Raw genomic sequence first — 16,784 nt, 5'->3', positions numbered from 1 at the left:
ATAAAAAAGGACTCTATATGAGTCCTTTTTTTATATATGAAGGAAATTTCGAACCTATTCTAAGTTAGAAATGGCTGCAAGACCTACATCTTCTAAATCAATATTAAGTAGCTCGATTACATTTTTATATGGAAACTTATTCTTTAAACTGGAAAAGTAAATAGGATGAAAATTATAAAGAGTAAGAACAATGAAATATCAAGGAAGTTGCCATTGCGGTCAGATTAAATTTGTAGTGGAAGGAGAGTTGTCAGAGGTTTTATCTTGTAATTGTTCAATATGTCAAAAGAAAGGGTCTTTACTTTGGTTCCTACCCACTAATCAAGTTACAGTTACTTTTGATTCTCCTGATATTTTAGTGAATTACACTTTTAACAAACATGTGATTAATCATCATTTCTGTAAAAATTGTGGTATTCATCCTTATGCTCAAGGCATAGATGCAGAGGGTAATTCTATGTTTGCGATTAATGTTCGATGTATAGATGACATTGACTTAGATAAAATAAAAATAAATTATTTTGATGGACGTTCAGTTTAATAATTATAAGGATTTATTCAATGACAACTAAAAAACAATTAACTCCAACACAATTAGATTCACTGCTTGAACTATTAAAGAAGAGATTTGAAAAGAACACACATCGCCATAAAGAAATTGATTGGACAAATGTGCGAGCTAAATTATTAGAATCGCCTGAAAAATTATGGTCATTGCAAGAAATGGAAAACACTGGAGGAGAACCAGATGTTATCTCTTATGATCAACAGAAGGATGAGTATTTATTTGTTGATTGTTCTCCTGAGACACCCAAAGGTCGTAGAAGCCTTTGTTATGATCGAGAGGCTTTGGAGGCTAGAAAAGATCATCCTCCCAAAAATAGTGCAATCGATGTAGCTAAAGAAATGGGAGCTGAGCTTCTCACAGAAGAGCAGTACCATGAATTTCAAAAGTTAGGGGAGTTTGATCTTAAAACATCAAGTTGGCTCAAAACCCCAGATGAGATTCGACGGTTAGATGGAGCTATTTTTGCTGATCGACGTTATGGTCGGGTATTCATTTATCATAATGGGGCCCAATCCTATTATGCTGTTCGTGGTTTTCGCTGCTGCTTAAGAGTATAGGTGTTGTGCATAAATAAAAATAATTCTGTTTGATGTTTTATGCCAAGAAAATGGAGATTCTTGCAACTTTTGATTGACTGTAAACATGACAAGATATGTTTAGGAATTAAATAAAAACATCAGGACATTTCTAAACATGCAACTCAACCCAATTTACTATAATGAACAACACATTGCTTTTGCTGACAATGTTCGTCGATTTGTACAAAAAGAAATGGCACCTTTTGTTAATGAGTGGGATGAGGCTGAGACATTTCCTAGAGAGCTTTATAGGAAGGCAGCTGAAATTGGCCTATTAGGTCTAGGTTTTTCAGAAGAATATGGTGGTATTCCTGATGCAGATCCATTCTATTCATTGCTGGCTGGTATTGAAATGGCAAAGGCGGGTTCTGGGGGAGTACACACCTCACTCATGGTACACACAATTGGCGCCCCTCCTATTCAGCACTTTGGAAATGAGGAATTAAAGGCTAGAGTTCTACCAGGTATTATTTCCGGTGAAAAAATTTCTGCTTTAGCTATTACAGAACCTGGTGGTGGCTCGGATGTCGCTGCATTACAGACTAAAGCTGTTCGTGATGGCGATTACTACATTGTCTCGGGTGAGAAGACATTTATCACATCGGGAATTCGTGCAGATTACTATACAGTTGCAGTGCGTACAGACCCAACTAAAACAGGAGCTGAAGGTATTTCAATGTTGCTCGTTGATGCGCACAGTGAAGGAATTACTAAAACACCTTTAAAGAAAATGGGATGGTGGGCTTCTGATACGGCGCATTTGCATTTTGATCAAGTACGAGTACCTGCATCAAATCTGCTCGGCAAAGAAAACGCTGGTTTTAAAGTTATTATGAATAACTTTAATATGGAGCGGTTCTTCTTGGGAGTAGTCGCTTATGGGTATGCATTAGTCTGTTATGAAGAAGCTTTAGATTGGGCACAACAACGAAAAACTTTTGGTAAGAGATTAATTGATCATCAAGTGGTTCGTCATAAATTGGTAGATATGGCAACGCAATTAACCTCAACACGGGCATTGCTTGAAGAAACTGCATGGAAAATGACTCAGCCAAAACTACAAGGACCTGAGTTAGTAGCTCAAATTTCGATGCTGAAAAATGTTGCGACTCGCACTATGCAATTTTGTGCTGATGCAGCTGTGCAAACATTAGGTGGCATGGGCTTTATGCGAGGTACCAAGTCGGAACGTATTTACCGTGAGGTGAAGGTCAATATGATTGGTGGTGGTGCTGAGGAAATTATGAAAGATTTAATTAGTAAGCAGTTAGGTTATTAATTTTAGAGTAGGTTTTGCTTGTATAAACCATCTCATTCAGAGTTTACTGAGATGGTTCTATCCATTTCTCATTTAAAATTGCCCAACGTTCATGATCTTTCCATGTTTTTCCTCCAATTCGAAGATATTGCCGAGAAAAACCTTCTTTAATGAAACCAGCTTGGGCCACTAATTGAATGGAGGCAATATTGTCAGGTTGTATATTCGCTTCTAACCTATGTAAATTTAAATTTTTGAATGCTTCATTGAGTAATAATTTGAGGCCTTGCGTCATGTAGCCATGACCTTGATAGGGGTGAAATGCTTCATAACCTAAATAGGCTGAATGAAAGTGACCGCGTATAATATTTGAAATATTAAATGTTCCGGCAACTGCATGGCTATCAGTTAAACAGACAAAATAGCGATGCTCTTGTTCTAAATATGTTTGAAAGTCAGCTGGTGGATATGTCCACGGTTGATGTAATTGAACACTACGTGCATAAGCTTCTTTAATTTCTGCAAGGTCATTTTTCTTGGGTTTACGTAAATAGACTACACTCATTTCAAAGCCATTTCCCAAACCATTTCGGTTAACTCATCAATTTTGACTTTACCTTCAGCTTTATACCAAGTTACGGTCCACGAAATTGCACCACCAACTAATCTTCGCCAAATAAAGGCATCATGCTTTACTTTGCTTTCAGTGCGTAATTTTTCAATAACATCCAACCAGATTTGCTCATATTCATTACGCATTTTTAAAAGATAATCTTGTTTTTCTTTTGATAGGGCAAACCACTCATAAACCAAAACAGCCATGGCTGCACCTGTATCTCCAGTAATTGAAATGAGCTCAGCTTTAATAAGGGCACGTAATTGTTGTTCTGGATTGGTAGATTGGGCTGCCGCATCTTGTAAACGAGCAAGATTGTAAATAATGGTTTCCTCCATCACGTGAGCGAGGATGTCATCTTTACTTTTAAAGTGGTGGAATAAGCTTCCCGACTGGATTCCAATAAATTGAGCAAGTTCGCGTACGGTGGTTTTATCATAGCCTTGTTTATGAAATAGGTAAGCAGCCCCCCGTAATAAACGACCACGTGGACTATCGTCAAAACAAGAGATATTTGGAATCTGTTCAATTGAAGTAGCAATCATGCGAAAGCTGGTTCCTCTATATAAAAATACTTAACAGAAAAGTTTGCCAAATCTCATCATGTTTTACCTGAGCTGTCGAGTTTGGCAGTTTTGGTCAATTTCACAATAACATTTTGCTCTTTACAAACCAAGCGCTTGCTTGGTAATGTTGAGTTTAATTTTTAAACAAAATAATGAGAAATAAGATGGCAAGTAATCAACAGGGTGATGAGCGTGTAGTAAAAATAGGTTGTGCCTCAGGTTTTTGGGGAGACACCAATACTGCCGCTTTCCAACTGGTACATCTAACCGATATTAATTATTTGGTTTTTGATTATTTGTCAGAGATCACCATGTCGATTATGGCAAAAGCGAAGATGGTGGAACCAAAACATGGTTACGCTTTAGATTTTGTCAGCCGAGTGATGGCACCCCTACTTAAAAAAATTGCAGAAAAAAAGATTAAGGTGATTAGTAATGCTGGTGGTGTTAATCCACTGGCGTGTCGAGATGCCTTGCAAAAAATAATTAAAGAATATGGCCTAGATCTGAAAGTGGCTGTGGTATTAGGTGATGATCTTTTAGCGAAACATGAGCAACTTAAGCAGCAAAATATTCAGGAAATGTTTAGCGGAGAAGCTTTGCCGGAACAGGTGGCGAGTAGTAATGCTTATTTAGGTGCGGTGGCTATTCGTGATGCTTTAAATTTAGGAGCAGATATTGTGATTACTGGTCGAGTAGTTGATTCGGCAGTGGTGCTTGCCCCTTTACTTCATGAATATCAATGGTCTTTAGATGACTACGATAAGTTGGCACAAGGCTCGCTGGCAGGTCATGTCATTGAATGTGGTGCGCAATGTACAGGTGGTAATTTTACCGATTGGCAATTGGTACAAGGCTTCGACAACATGGGATTTCCAGTGGTTGAAGTGAGTGAAGATGGCTCATTTGTTGTGACCAAGCCACAGGGGACAGGCGGTTTGGTATCTACCGCCACGGTTGCTGAACAAATTGTTTATGAAATTGGCAATCCTCAAGCGTATTTACTACCCGATGTAATTGCTGATTTCAGCCACGTGCATTTAGAGCAAGTCGGGGAGAACCGAGTCCGTGTGACGGGGGCAAAAGGACAAGCACCGACTACACAATATAAAGTCAGCGCGACCTATCTTGATGGTTATCGGGTTTTAGTCAGTTTTTTAATTGTAGGTCGTGAGGCACCACAAAAAGCACAAGTCATTGCCGATGCGATTTTGACTAAGTGCGAACGTGTTTTAGCAATGCGCTCAGTGCCTCCATTTAGTGAAAAGTCTGTTGAGATTTTAGGTATTGAAAGTACTTATGGAGCACATGCTCAGGCTTTAAATAGTCGTGAAGTGGTAGTTAAAATCGCTGTAAAACACATGTTTAAAGAAGCATGTATGTTCTTTGCATCTGAAATTGCACAGGCTTCAACAGGTATGGCTCCAGCCTTGGCAGGAATTGTCGGAGGTCGACCAAAAGCATCTCCAGTGATTAAATTATTTTCATTTTTAATTGATAAAAATCAGATCAATGTCGAAATCGATTTTGATGGGAGCCGCTATCCGGTTGAGATTCCTCGGGGCACTTCTACAGAGCAATTCAATACTTTAGCAGCGGGTGAAAGTGCGGTTTATCAAGGGAGTGAAATTGAAGTTCCTTTGATTGAAATTGCGCATGCCCGCAGTGGTGATAAAGGCAATCATAGCAATATCGGTGTGATTGCACGTAAAGCAGAATATTTACCGTGGATTCGTGCAGCACTAACTGAACAGACGGTTGCAAGTTATATGCAGCATGTCTTGGATGCAGAGAAAGGGCGAGTAATTCGTTATGAATTACCGGGTTTAAATGCACTGAATTTTATGTTGGAGAATGCCTTAGGCGGTGGTGGTGTTGCAAGCCTGCGAATCGATCCGCAAGGTAAAGCATTTGCGCAACAATTATTGGATATGCCTGTAAAAGTTCCGGCACATCTTTTAGAAAAATAAAATGAATGGATGAAACAAAGATGAGTTATCAATCAATTTTTAAACCAGATGCTTTCGCTAATAAAGTCGTTATTGTGACAGGTGGCGGCTCAGGAATTGGTCGTTGTACTGCACATGAGCTTGCTGCTCTTGGTGCTCAAGTGGTGATTACAGGACGCAAAATTGAGAAATTAGAGAAAGTAAGCCAAGAAATTATAGAAGATGGTGGTCGGGTTCATTTCATTGTTTGTGATAACCGTGAAGAAGAATACGTAAAAAATATGATTGCCGAAGTGATTGAGAAATTCGGCAAACTCGATGGTCTGGTAAATAATGCGGGTGGCCAGTTCCCCTCAGCTTTAGAGAATATTTCGGCGAATGGTTTTGATGCAGTCGTGCGTAATAATTTGCACGCAACTTTCTATTTAATGCGTGAAGCTTATAACCAATGGATGGCAAAACACGGGGGGAGCATTGTCAACATGACTGCTGATATGTGGGGCGGCATGCCGGGAATGGGGCATTCAGGTGCTGCACGTTCAGGAGTAGATAATTTAACTAAAACAGCATCGGTTGAGTGGGGGAAATCTGGAGTTCGTGTAAATGCAGTTGCACCGGGATGGATTGTGTCATCCGGTATGGATAATTATAGCGGTGATTTTGCCAAAGTAATTATTCCAAGTCTTGCTGGCAATGTACCATTAAAACGTATGGGAACTGAGTCGGAAGTCTCATCGGCGATTTGTTATTTACTGTCTGATGCTGCGGCTTTTGTGTCAGGTGTAACTCTGCGTATTGATGGTGCTGCATCGCAAGGGACACGAATGTATCCACTAGGCGAAGCCACAAATAGTCAGTCTTATAATGGTTTTCACCGCGCGTTTATTCCTGAAATCTTTCAGAAAAAGACTGAGGCTGAGGAGGAATAACAGTGACTATTCTCCAATCCGAAATTGCTGTTGGTAGTGAACAGTATCAAAAGAATAAAGAGGCATTGCTTACTCAACTGAGAGAAGTCCGTGCAATTCAGCAAAAAAGCATTGATAAATCATATGCTGCCAAACCGAAATTCGATAAAAAGGGCAAGATTCTGCCGCATGAGCGTGTGCGGTTGTTACTCGATACTGATTCACCTTTTGTTGAGCTTTGTGGTTTGGTTGGCTACAACATGCATGATGACAAGGATGGCTCCGAAGCTGGTGGTGGTGTAATTGCTGGGATTGGTTTTGTCAGTGGTGTGCGTTGTCTGGTCTCTGCAAGTAATAGTGCGATTAAAGGCGGGACCATGTCTCCTATGGGCGTACAGAAAACTTTGCGTTTGCAAAAAATTGCCTTAGAACAAAAACTCCCACTGATTACGCTGACCGAAAGTGGTGGTGCAAACCTTAATTATGCTGCTGAAGTATTTACCTATGGTGGTATGACTTTTGCCAATCAGGCACGTCTTTCAGCGGCTGGCATTCCTCAACTTGCAGTTGTTCATGGCAATGCAACGGCAGGAGGGGCTTATCAACCTGGTCTTTCCGATTATGTCATTGCTGTACGTAAACAAACCGAAATGCTTCTTGCAGGTCCACCTTTACTTTTAGCTGCGACTGGTGAAGTAGCAACAGCTGAAGAGTTGGGCGGAGCAGAAATGCACGCACAGGTTGCTGGAACAGCAGAATATTTAGCAGAAAATGACGCTGATGGTATTCGACTTGCACGTGAAATTTTTGAACATCTGAACTGGAAAGAGCAAATCAAACCAGTTGAAACGACTTATAAAGAACCTCGTTACGATGCCGATGAACTGTTGGGTGTGATTCCAAATGATCCTAAACAACCATTTAACATGAAAGAAGTGGTTGCTCGCATTATTGATGATTCAGATTTTCTAGAATTTAAACAGGAATATGATGATTTAACGGTATGTGGCTGGGCGAAGATTGGCGGATTATATATTGGTATTATCACCAATAATGGTCCGATTACCCCTCAAGGAGCAGCGAAAGCAGCTCAGTTTATTCATCTGTGTGAACAGACCAAGCGTCCATTATTGTTCTTACATAACACTACTGGTTTTATGGTGGGAACCGATGCTGAACAAAATGGCATCATCAAACATGGCTCAAAACTGATTCAAGCGGTTGCGAATTGTTCTGTACCTAAAATTTCGATTGTTGTAGCAGGCTCATATGGTGCAGGTAATTACGCGATGTGTGGTCGGAGTTTATCACCAGACTTTATTTTTGCATGGCCAAATTCGCATGTTGCTGTAATGGGCGCTGCACAAGCTGGAAAGGTGTTACGCATTGTGGCTGAAGGAAAGCAAAAAGCTTCTGGTCAGGAGCCTAATCCGCAAATGCTCGATTTTCTTGAGCAAAGTACGGCTATGAAATTAGAGCAGCAATCCACCGCGCTTTTCAATACGGCCATGCTACATGACGACGGCATTATCGATCCGCGAGATACCCGAAAATTATTAATTTTCCTTTTACAAACCATTTATGAAGCACAGCAACGAGAGCTAAATCCAACTCGTTTTGGTGTGTCCCGTTTTTAATCAACCTTTACCGCAATTAAAAAAATTAATAGGAATAACACCATGAAATTTACTGCCGAACATGAAGCATTACGCCGCACAGCTCGCCAATTTGTTCAAAATGAGCTGAATCCACATATTCCAGAATGGGAAGCTGAAGGGCAGTTCCCAATCCACGACGTATTTAAAAAAATGGGTGATCTTGGTTTATTAGGAATTTGTAAGCCTGAGGAAAATGGCGGTCTGGCTTTAGATTATTCGTATAACCTTGTAGTTGCAGAAGAAATTGGATATGCGGCTTGTGGCGGGGTGCCTTTAGCTATTGGTGTACAAACCGATATGGCAACACCTGCTTTGGCGCGTTTTGGTAGTAAAGAATTACGCGATGAGTTTTTAACACCAGCGATTGCTGGGGAATATGTTGCCTCAATTGCAGTATCGGAAGTGCATGCCGGTTCGGATGTTGCTGCTATTAAAACAACAGCAAAAAAAGATGGCGATGACTATGTCATTAACGGCAGCAAAATGTGGATTACTAACTCATTGCAAGCCGACTTCTTTTGTCTTTTAGCCAATACATCTGACGATAAACCACACGTCAATAAGTCGATGATTATTGTGCCGGCAAAAACCAAAGGTATTAGTTTTTCAGAGCCACTTAATAAATTAGGGATGCGTTCAACGACCACAGCGCAGGTTTATTTAGACAATGTACGTGTACCACAGCGTAACTTAGTGGGTGTCGAAGGCATGGGCTTCATGATGCAAATGATGCAATTTCAGGAAGAGCGTCTATGGGCTTGTGCCAATGCCATTGGCGGGTTGGAAAATTTAATCCAAAAGACCATCGACTATACAAAAGAGCGTACCACTTTTGGTCAACCCCTCATTAATAACCAATATATCCATTTCCGTTTTGCCGAGCTCTTGACCGAAGTGGAAGCACTTAAAGCATTAACTTACCAAGCGTGTGAACAGCATATTGCAGGCGAAGATGTGACCAAGCTGGCATCTATGGCAAAACTCAAAGCTGGACGTTTAACTCGTGAAGTTGCCGATAGTTGTCTGCAATATTGGGGTGGTAACGGCTTTATGTGGGATAACCCAGCATCACAGCTGTATCGTGATGGTCGTTTAGGTTCTATTGGCGGTGGGGCAGATGAAATTATGTTGGGGATTATCTGTAAGTTAATGGACATTCTGCCTAAAAAGCAGAAATAAGAATAAGGAATACACCATGACACTTTCAGCATCTCTACAAGTTTTAGATATTGATAACAGCATTCAATTAGAACAAGACGGCAGTATTTTATATCTCTGGTTAAATCGACCGGAGAGCCGTAATGCCATGAACTTGAAGATGGTCAATGCCATTCAACAAGTCTTTAATGCTATTCGCGATGACCTTTCAATTCGCGCGGTAATTATCCGTGGTGAAGGCGGGACTTTTTGTGCAGGTGGTGACATTAAAGACATGGCGGCTTTGCGTGTTGAAGCAACCAATGTTGGTAGTCTACAGCCTTATGCTGACTTTAACCGCCGTTTTGGTGCCATGCTTGAGCAAGTTGAGGGTGCACCGCAAACGGTTGTAGTGATTTTGGAAGGCGCTGTTTTAGGTGGTGGTTTTGGTTTGGCATGTGTTTCCGATGTTGCCATCAGCCGTGACAATGCCCAGTTTGGTTTACCTGAAACGGGACTTGGTGTGATTCCTGCGCAAATTGCTCCTTTTGTGGTGAAACGTATTGGTCTGACTCAGGCGCGACGACTTGCTTTACTCGGCATGCGTTTTGAAGGACATACAGCACTAAGTGTCGGTGTGGTTCATCAAATTGCACATAATGAAATCGAACTAGAGCAAGCTCTAGAGGAAACTATTCAACACATTAAACGAGTAGCTCCTCAAGCTTCACGTGTGACTAAAGCACTGTTACATCGAACACTCAATGAGCCTTTAAATGAATTGCTCAATGACGCAGCGCAGCAGTTTGCCCAAGCGGTTGGTGGAATTGAAGGACAAGAAGGAACGATGGCTTTTATCCAGAAACGGTTACCAAACTGGGCTGATGAGCCATAAGAGATAAGGATAAAAATAATGAAATTTTCAAAAGTACTGATTGCCAATCGTGGTGAAATTGCAGTTCGAGTCATGCAAACTGCTAAGGCAATGGGCTATCAAACTGTCGCAGTTTATTCGGATGCAGACCGTAATGCTCGCCATGTGCAAGAGGCCGATGAGGCTGTTTATATTGGTGCTTCAAAAGTATCTGAGTCATATCTTTCAATTACCAAGATAATAGATGCATGCAAAAAAACAGGTGCTGATGCAGTTCACCCCGGTTATGGCTTTTTGTCTGAAAATACTAATTTTGCTCAGGCATGTATCGACAACCAGATTACCTTTATTGGGCCTACTGCTTCTGCAATTGAGTTAATGGGCAGTAAACGCCTTTCAAAAATTGCCATGATTGAGGCGGGTGTCCCTTGTGTACCGGGCTATGAAGGTGACCGACAGGATCTTGAATACTTGGCAGCACAAGCAGAACAGATTGGCTTTCCAATTATGGTCAAAGCTTCTGCGGGTGGTGGTGGTCGTGGTATGCGTTTGGTACAACAGTCATCCGAATTGGTTGAGTCATTACAAACCGCACGTTCCGAAGCTGAAAATGCCTTTGGTTCAGGCGAGCTTATTTTAGAAAAAGCAGTCATTGCTCCACGCCATGTCGAAATTCAGGTTTTTGGCGATACGCACGGCAATTATGTGTATTTGTTCGAGCGCGATTGTTCAATTCAACGCCGTCACCAAAAGGTTGTTGAAGAGGCGCCGTGTCCGGTCATGACGTCTGAACTGCGTCAGCAAATGGGCGAAGCAGCTGTAGCAGCGGCAAAAGCATGTGCTTACGTCGGGGCGGGGACGGTTGAGTTTTTATTAGATGCATCAGGTGCATTTTATTTTTTAGAAATGAATACCCGTTTACAGGTAGAGCATCCAGTCACTGAGCTCATTACTGGATTAGACTTGGTTGAATGGCAGTTACGTGTCGCGAATGGTGAGCAGTTACCGTTAAAGCAACAAGAATTGATCTTACATGGACATGCGATCGAAGTGCGTTTGTATGCAGAAGACCCACGTCAAGATTTCTTACCACAAACAGGCCAAGTCTTACGTTGGCAGCCAGCAACATTGCCAAATGTACGAATAGATCATGGTATGTTGGCGACTGATGAAGTCAGCCCTTTTTATGACCCGATGGTGGCGAAAGTGATCGCATACGGTAAAACCCGTGAGGATGCAATTCGCTTACTGGCTCGTGCAGTCGATGAGAGTGTTTTACTTGGAGTGAATAGTAATAAACAATTTTTGGTCAATTTATTACGCCATCCCGTTGTTGTTGCTGGTGATACCAATACCGCATTTATTCAACGGCATTTTCAAAACGATAGCAGCCTACATAAGCAGGTTCTATCTTTAGAAAATTTAGCGATTGCTGCTGCATTATTTAGTCAAAGTAAAGACACTGCGGTGTGGCAAACTGGGCTTGGAGTGCCACTACCATTAAAACTTAAATATGATGATCAGCAAATTCAATTGCAGCTTTCATCTGTAAATAACACGTTTACGGCACAGCTTTGTGATCAAACAGTTTGTATTGAAGTGCTTGAGAGAACGCCAGAGCAAGTAGTTTATTTAATTGATGGTGTACGTCGCCGTGTGCAATATATATTAGATGGTGATCAGCTTTACTTAGATCGAGAGAATGGCAATGTTGCGATACGAAATGTGACTTATGCTGCCCCTGAAATAGCTGATGTGGCTGGTGATGGCAATATTTGTGCACCGATGGATGGCGCTGTGGTAAATATTTTGGTTAATAAAGGCGATCAAGTTGTGAAAGGTCAAACTTTATTAGTACTTGAAGCCATGAAAATCCAACAGCAGATTAAATCTGATGTGGATGGTGTAGTTGAAGATGTGTTAGGACAACAGGGGCAACAAGTAAAAAAACGACAAATGTTATTTAGTATTCAAATTTAATTAAAAAACCGCTCTATTTGAGCGGTTTTTATTTTCGATCATAAGTCTTGATTTATTCTCCATCAGCCTCTGCAATCAACTGACTTGCTTTTTTTAGACTATAAAGCAGTTGCCCTAAAAGGACCTCTTTATTGCTGAGCGTGACCATAACCATCGGGTGATGAGTTGCTGGAATAGCCGTCAGAATAGCCTTACCATTATCTGCATCTAAAGTAATGTTATTACAGCCAGTGAGTTGAATCTCTTTTAAAAAAGCAGTGACCATTGCCAAAATTGAGCTACTCACCGCTGCTAATTTGGTGGTGTTATGGTAATTTTTATGACTTACTGTCGCTAATTCAAAACCATCAGAAGAGCAAATCATTACAAAATCTACACCACGCGTATTCATCAGAATATTATGAGCTTCAGTTTTTGCCAGCTGTAACAGTTGTGTAGGGGCGGTGCGTTTTTGAGTTGGAATACTAAGCATGATCATTCCCTTGAGATGTTAAGCCTACTTTGACTTCAAGTGATGCAATTAATGATTCAACCATCATTAAAATTTGTTCTTGCTCGCGTGCATCAATAAAAAACAACGGATATGACAGTCCGTTTTCTTTTATCCAATGACGATATTGTTGAAGTGATGATTCTTTATTCTCATCAATATGAGTAATACCAATTGCAATATTATCATTATAATTTTTAAAGGTTTCTAAGTAGCTTTCTAGCTCGTTAATGGGATTAGGACTATTGTGATCTAATAGTAAAATAACGCCAATTGCACCTTCACAAATGACCGACCATATAAAATCAAAACGGCTTTGTCCCGGGGTGCCATAGAGTCCGATTTTGATTCCATCATCTAAAGTAATTTCACCATAATCAATGCCTACAGTGGTCTGGGTTTTCTGGTGGCTTTGTACATCAGTGTTGAATGCTTCTGTTTCCAGAATTGGAATTTCAGATAACGATTTAATCGCTTCTGTTTTACCTGCCCCCATACTACCTGCAAAGACAATTTTATATTGCTGTATAATCATAACTTCCCTTAAAGACCAAAACGCCGTCTAATCTTCCCTATAAAATTTTTAAAAAAATGATTGTCTGTATTTGAATTTTCTAAATAAGAATTGGGGGCGTAAGCACATTTATTTGCAGAAATAAATTTTCCATTATTTGCCATTAAACAAGCGGTAACGAAGCGTAAAACATCATCAATTGATATGTTAAGCTGCTTAGCCACATCAGTAATTTTTGCTCCCTGTATAAAACAAGCAGAGAGTTGTAGGCTCACTTTTCTATATTCTTTTTGGTAGGGTTGTGGCCAGTGGTCAATTTTAAAATATTTATCTTCTGTAGCTAGATTTCCAAAGTTTTTTGAATGCCAAATCAAATTCCATAGCCAGTCCTGCAAATAGTAGTTTTTTTTACGAGACACTTTCGTGAAGTCAGAGGTTTTAGCAAAAGTGAAATCAAAGCTTTGATTGGTTTGAGTTTGTTGGCGTGATGGTTCCAACCAAGCCATCTGAGTCCTGTTATCAATAATGGCGAGTGTGCCTTTATCATCAAAAAGGTATAGTTTGGCATGTTCTGGGCTGTGCAAATTCCTTATAAATTTATCATCAATGAGCATGGGCTCATTTGATAAATTTGAAACTACGACAGTCTTCTTTTGGTTTAAATAAGATATTAGGTTTATTTGTAGCCAGTCTAATAGAGAGTCTACTTTTTCTAGTGGCAGAGGCAGGGTATGTTCATTAAGTTGATATCCATTTTGTGAAGAAGTTTTAGTAATTTTTAAATAAGGACATTTTTTCTTTTGAAGAATGTTTTGAATATTATCTGAATCAAAAAAGTTTTCATTAATTAATAATAGATCAATATGACTGTTAGAAATATTGACCCAATTAATACTATACTCATTAGATATTAATTTTCTGATTAAAGTTTTTAATTCATCTAAAACTTTTAAGCTTAAACCAGTAGTAGCAATATTTATGTAATTCCTATCCATAGTATCACATTAAGTTTTATTGAGTAATATAATAGTTTTAATATGCTTTTTATAATAAATATAAAAAGCATATCTTAGATTAATTAGCTAAAGTCTAGCTCTTTTTCAAATGACTTTAACTCATGACGAGCCATAGCCAAGTTCGATTTAGCACGATCAAGCACTAAGTAAAGGAATAAATTATTATTACTTTCTAGAGGTCGAATTAAGTGGTAAGCCTTACCCAATGTAATTAAAATGTCTTCAATATTGTCATTTAATTTCAAAGCATTGGCGATATTTCGCTTTGCACGAACTACTTCTGTATTTCCAGCAGCTGCCAATTCTAAATCAATTTCCCCACCACCTTGTGTTGCAAGTGATAATCCACTTTCTGAATCAACAAGTGCAGAAGCAATAAAACCATCAATTTCAGTTAAGCTATCTAAAGAAAGTTTAGCCATGTTTTTATCTCTCAGGATTCTAAAGTTATATTTACTACTTTTTCCTAAAAGTAGTTAAAATTCATTATATTTCTGAACAATTTGAAGTCAATTAACCAAGTGAATTGAGAGGTTTCATTTTTGGGAAAGAAGTGACGTAAAATGTCAGATTGGAAAAACATTATAAGATTATTTATACATTATACTTTTAAGACTGCGATGAGGTTTACATTATATATTTTAAAATTTAGTTAAAGTAATTGTAATAGAATATTAATACAATATTGATTAATAAATTATTTTAATTTTAATCAAAAAAGGGGAATAAAAAACTCCCCTTTTTATAACAATGATTAAACTAAACGAGTTGTGTGTAAATACAATAGAGATAGCCCAAAATTGCTAAAGCAACGACAGGGGCAATAATCTTTGACCATGTAGGTACAGAACTCTCAGTAGCTTGTTTTTCAATATGTAAGTCATCATGATGAGGTTGGGCTTGGTGAACCATTTGGTTGAACTCCTTCATTGTTGTATCCAATGATAGCTCTTCTTGTTCCACTGGTTTAGAACCAATTAACTCATTTAGATGGTTTGTTGACCAAACCCAATCTTCTGCCTGACCTGATAAATGTTCTACTTGGCCTAAAATTAATTCTTTTAAGCCATTATGCCCAAAACCACCTGTTTCATCGAGTTGGTTAAGTTCTGCTAACTGCAAAGTTAAAATTTCAGAAATACTCTGTTCTAGCTCAGAATTTTTTAAAGCTGACTGATTATGCTTAGACGTTGTTAAATGACGAGCAACTTCTTGAATATAAAGTGGATCTGAAGTTTTGATTTCTTGATAAATCTTATTGTCATCTTGGCGCCATAAACTAATTAGTTTTCCAAGCGTAAGAATATTCACCTCATCAATCAGTTTATTTTTTTCATTAACTGGATATTGATTTAAAAGCTGAGGCTTTTGAATTTTTATCTGCTCAGCAAAGTATTGGACTAAATCAAATGCCATGCTTTCTTCCTCTAAATTTAATCTAAAATTCTTAACGTTGGTTTTTTCTTAGTTGATGTTGTTTCAATTGTTTCTTGTACTTCAGACTCTACTGTATTTTCTACAGGCGCTACATTGGCATATTCTTCAGGATCAAAAAATAAACCTTGTCCATTCTCACGTGCATAAATACCTAAAACAGCTTGAATAGGTACATAAATGTCTTTTGATGCTCCCCCGAAACGAGCAGAAAAAGTAATGGCTTCATTTCCAATAATAAGTTGATGAACAGCATGAGGCACGATATTTAAAACGATTTGGCCATCTTTAACAAATTGCTGTGGAACATCAGTATGTGGCTGTGTCGCATCCACTAATAGATAAGGAGTAAGCTGGTTATCACAAATCCATTCATAGATTGCACGAGCAAGATAAGGACGTGTAGGGGTTAAATCAATAGTTTGCTCAGACATATCACACTATTCCATATTTAATAGTTCATTGTAACGGTTTTTCTCTTGAGCCGTCATTGATTTAGCAAAAGAAGGTCTCTCAAAGATACGTTTACAATACAAAAGTATCGGTCGGCAATGCTGTTTCGGTAAATCGATTCCCATGCTATTTAATCTTAAGAAGATAGGTGCAAGCATACAGTCCAGAATTGTGAAATTTTCAGACATAAAATAGGGAAAATGCTGAAATAGGGGAGTAAGTGAAATTAAAGTTTCACGTAATTCTTTTTGAGCTTTTTGCTTTTGTTCGATATTTAAAGAATCAGCATGTTTTAACATGTGATCTGCTAACTTAAACCAGTCGTTTTCAAGTCTCCATATATATTGACGCTGCTCTGCACGCATCATTGGAGCATCTGCGTAAAGCTTACTTTGGCGATAACGATCATCTAAATACTCAGCAATAATAGGCGCTGAAAATAATTTAAGATTTTGCTCGACCAACATCGGCAATTGGTTATAAGGATTCAAACTTGCCAAATCTTCGTCTTCATGGTCAGTTATGATCAATTGATATTTGATTTGCTTTTCTGCTAATAGAAAACGAATCCAGTGAGAACGGAAATCATCAGCATGACTGTAAAGGGTAATCCCCTGAATAGAGGTGTTTTCGACCGACATATCACAAGACGACGTGGTTGAGTGAATCGATTAGGATACTAAAAATGCTCTAGGAAATCACGGTTCTAAAGAGATAGTTTGTTTATATTTATAAGTTTGCATTTTATTGTTCGATTTTCATAATAAAAAAGCCTTGGAAAAATC

Annotated in this window: 18 protein-coding genes; 9 read left to right on the top strand and 9 right to left on the bottom strand. The window is 39.0% G+C overall.

Annotation, left to right across the window (positions count from 1 at the left end; translation table 11 throughout):
• Nucleotides 1-190 precede the first annotated feature (190 nt).
• From QLG01_RS02820 to QLG01_RS02810, 3 genes are all read left to right on the top strand, one after another.
• Complete coding sequence (locus tag QLG01_RS02820; RefSeq protein ID WP_282495784.1) at nt 191-541, top strand: GFA family protein; 351 nt, start codon at nt 191-193, stop codon at nt 539-541.
• A 20-nt stretch (nt 542-561) separates the two neighbouring features.
• The gene (locus QLG01_RS02815; RefSeq protein WP_282495783.1) at nt 562-1,125 is read left to right on the top strand and encodes a DUF4256 domain-containing protein; all 564 of its coding nucleotides are present in this window, start codon (nt 562-564) and stop codon (nt 1,123-1,125) included.
• Nucleotides 1,126-1,261: 136 nt separating this feature from the next.
• On the top strand, nt 1,262-2,425 hold the full coding sequence (locus tag QLG01_RS02810) for an acyl-CoA dehydrogenase family protein (protein ID WP_192455896.1): 1,164 nt from the start codon (nt 1,262-1,264) through the stop codon (nt 2,423-2,425).
• 43 nt (nt 2,426-2,468) lie between these two features.
• On the opposite strand, the gene QLG01_RS02805 is transcribed toward QLG01_RS02810, so the two are convergent.
• A complete protein-coding gene (locus QLG01_RS02805; RefSeq protein ID WP_192455895.1) occupies nt 2,469-2,969 on the bottom strand; it encodes a GNAT family N-acetyltransferase in 501 nt (166 codons plus the stop codon).
• The gene (locus QLG01_RS02800; protein ID WP_192455894.1) at nt 2,966-3,565 is read right to left on the bottom strand and encodes a TetR/AcrR family transcriptional regulator; all 600 of its coding nucleotides are present in this window, start codon (nt 3,563-3,565) and stop codon (nt 2,966-2,968) included. The genes QLG01_RS02805 and QLG01_RS02800 overlap by 4 nt, the downstream gene beginning before the upstream one ends.
• A 185-nt stretch (nt 3,566-3,750) precedes the next feature.
• Between QLG01_RS02800 and QLG01_RS02795 the strand changes: the two genes are divergently transcribed.
• From QLG01_RS02795 to QLG01_RS02770, 6 genes are read left to right on the top strand one after another with little or no spacing between them, the layout of a single operon-like run.
• Nucleotides 3,751-5,556, top strand: a complete 1,806-nt coding sequence (locus QLG01_RS02795; RefSeq protein WP_282495782.1) for an acyclic terpene utilization AtuA family protein — start codon at nt 3,751-3,753, stop codon at nt 5,554-5,556.
• A 20-nt stretch (nt 5,557-5,576) separates the two neighbouring features.
• Complete coding sequence (locus tag QLG01_RS02790; protein WP_282495781.1) at nt 5,577-6,464, top strand: SDR family oxidoreductase; 888 nt, start codon at nt 5,577-5,579, stop codon at nt 6,462-6,464.
• 2 nt (nt 6,465-6,466) lie between these two features.
• Entirely contained in the window at nt 6,467-8,080 is a 1,614-nt protein-coding gene (locus QLG01_RS02785) for a carboxyl transferase domain-containing protein (RefSeq protein ID WP_282495780.1), read from the top strand.
• 42 nt (nt 8,081-8,122) lie between these two features.
• Nucleotides 8,123-9,280: an acyl-CoA dehydrogenase family protein gene (locus tag QLG01_RS02780; protein ID WP_282495777.1), complete on the top strand. Its 1,158-nt coding sequence runs from the start codon at nt 8,123-8,125 to the stop codon at nt 9,278-9,280.
• 16 nt (nt 9,281-9,296) lie between these two features.
• Complete coding sequence (locus tag QLG01_RS02775; RefSeq protein ID WP_282495776.1) at nt 9,297-10,133, top strand: enoyl-CoA hydratase-related protein; 837 nt, start codon at nt 9,297-9,299, stop codon at nt 10,131-10,133.
• 18 nt (nt 10,134-10,151) lie between these two features.
• Entirely contained in the window at nt 10,152-12,092 is a 1,941-nt protein-coding gene (locus tag QLG01_RS02770; RefSeq protein WP_282495774.1) for an acetyl/propionyl/methylcrotonyl-CoA carboxylase subunit alpha, read from the top strand.
• A gap of 52 nt (nt 12,093-12,144) precedes the next feature.
• Here the strand turns inward: QLG01_RS02770 and QLG01_RS02765 are convergent, their stop codons facing one another.
• The 7 genes from QLG01_RS02765 to QLG01_RS02735 all read right to left on the bottom strand — a co-directional run bounded on the left by QLG01_RS02765 (nt 12,145) and on the right by QLG01_RS02735 (nt 16,640).
• Nucleotides 12,145-12,564: a roadblock/LC7 domain-containing protein gene (locus tag QLG01_RS02765; protein ID WP_004796294.1), complete on the bottom strand. Its 420-nt coding sequence runs from the start codon at nt 12,562-12,564 to the stop codon at nt 12,145-12,147.
• Nucleotides 12,557-13,117 (bottom strand): ATP/GTP-binding protein, encoded by a 561-nt coding sequence (locus tag QLG01_RS02760; RefSeq protein ID WP_224970865.1) that lies wholly within the window; start codon nt 13,115-13,117, stop codon nt 12,557-12,559. Before QLG01_RS02760 ends, QLG01_RS02765 begins: the two co-directional genes overlap by 8 nt.
• Before the next feature lie 8 nt (nt 13,118-13,125).
• Nucleotides 13,126-14,091 (bottom strand): hypothetical protein, encoded by a 966-nt coding sequence (locus QLG01_RS02755; protein ID WP_282495773.1) that lies wholly within the window; start codon nt 14,089-14,091, stop codon nt 13,126-13,128.
• Nucleotides 14,092-14,174: 83 nt separating this feature from the next.
• Complete coding sequence (locus QLG01_RS02750; protein ID WP_005299893.1) at nt 14,175-14,534, bottom strand: hypothetical protein; 360 nt, start codon at nt 14,532-14,534, stop codon at nt 14,175-14,177.
• Nucleotides 14,535-14,871: 337 nt separating this feature from the next.
• Entirely contained in the window at nt 14,872-15,528 is a 657-nt protein-coding gene (locus QLG01_RS02745) for a hypothetical protein (RefSeq protein WP_282495772.1), read from the bottom strand.
• Between the two features lie 17 nt (nt 15,529-15,545).
• Nucleotides 15,546-15,980: a ClpXP protease specificity-enhancing factor gene (locus QLG01_RS02740; RefSeq protein WP_005299900.1), complete on the bottom strand. Its 435-nt coding sequence runs from the start codon at nt 15,978-15,980 to the stop codon at nt 15,546-15,548.
• A 6-nt stretch (nt 15,981-15,986) separates the two neighbouring features.
• A complete protein-coding gene (locus tag QLG01_RS02735) occupies nt 15,987-16,640 on the bottom strand; it encodes a glutathione S-transferase N-terminal domain-containing protein (protein ID WP_005299902.1) in 654 nt (217 codons plus the stop codon).
• Nucleotides 16,641-16,784: the final 144 nt, after the last annotated feature.

The organism is Acinetobacter sp. V89_4, from assembly GCF_029967875.1.
GTDB lineage: Bacteria > Pseudomonadota > Gammaproteobacteria > Pseudomonadales > Moraxellaceae > Acinetobacter > Acinetobacter oleivorans.
This window is presented reverse-complemented; position numbering and strand designations above follow the sequence as displayed.